Genomic DNA, 448 nt, shown 5'->3' on the forward strand with positions numbered 1-448 from the left:
TCTTGTGACGGGCGACGGCGGCGACGAGGGCGGAGTAGTCGGCGACGCTCACGTCTTCGAGGACGGCCTGGTCCTGGACGTCCAGGAGCCAGGGGACGTCGATGTAGAGCACCATCAGGCGGCTTCGGCTCCCCGCTGGGCTTCTGTGGGGGGCATCTCGTCGGGGAAGGCGTCGTCGAACTCGGCGCGGTGCGCCTCGCTCCAGGAGACGGCATAGCGGACGAACTGCAGGCGCTGCTGCTCCCGCAGAGGCAGGTCGTGGACGAACTGCTTCAGGGACTTGCCCTCGGCAGCGGCGGCCGCGCGGACCGCTTCGAGTTCCTCGTCGGTGAAAGTGATGTTCAAGGACGGCATACCGCCATGGTACCTAGTAGGTACCTGGTGTGCCTACGGATTCAGGCGCTGACGATTCTCCAGCGCGGGAGGGTGGTCGCCCGCGGGGTTGGGC

At 67.4% G+C, this 448-nt stretch carries 1 protein-coding gene and 1 pseudogene; both read right to left on the minus strand.

What is annotated here, in order from left to right; all coding sequences use genetic code 11:
• Window positions 1-115: pseudogene (locus E2E34_RS36925) on the minus strand (toxin Doc); the annotation flags it as partial.
• Entirely contained in the window at window positions 115-354 is a 240-nt protein-coding gene (locus E2E34_RS35075; RefSeq protein ID WP_138905807.1) for a type II TA system antitoxin, ParD family, read from the minus strand. The gene E2E34_RS35075 and the pseudogene E2E34_RS36925, both read right to left, overlap by 1 nt.
• Between the last annotated feature and the right edge of the window lie 94 nt (window positions 355-448).

This window comes from Streptomyces albidochromogenes (assembly GCF_005981925.1).
Lineage (GTDB): Bacteria > Actinomycetota > Actinomycetes > Streptomycetales > Streptomycetaceae > Streptomyces > Streptomyces albidochromogenes.

What these genes read in the sequence shown, in the direction of transcription:
- E2E34_RS35075 (WP_138905807.1), bottom strand. Translation starts at nt 354, where the DNA reads ATGCCGTCCTTGAACATCACTTTCACCGACGAGGAACTCGAAGCGGTC.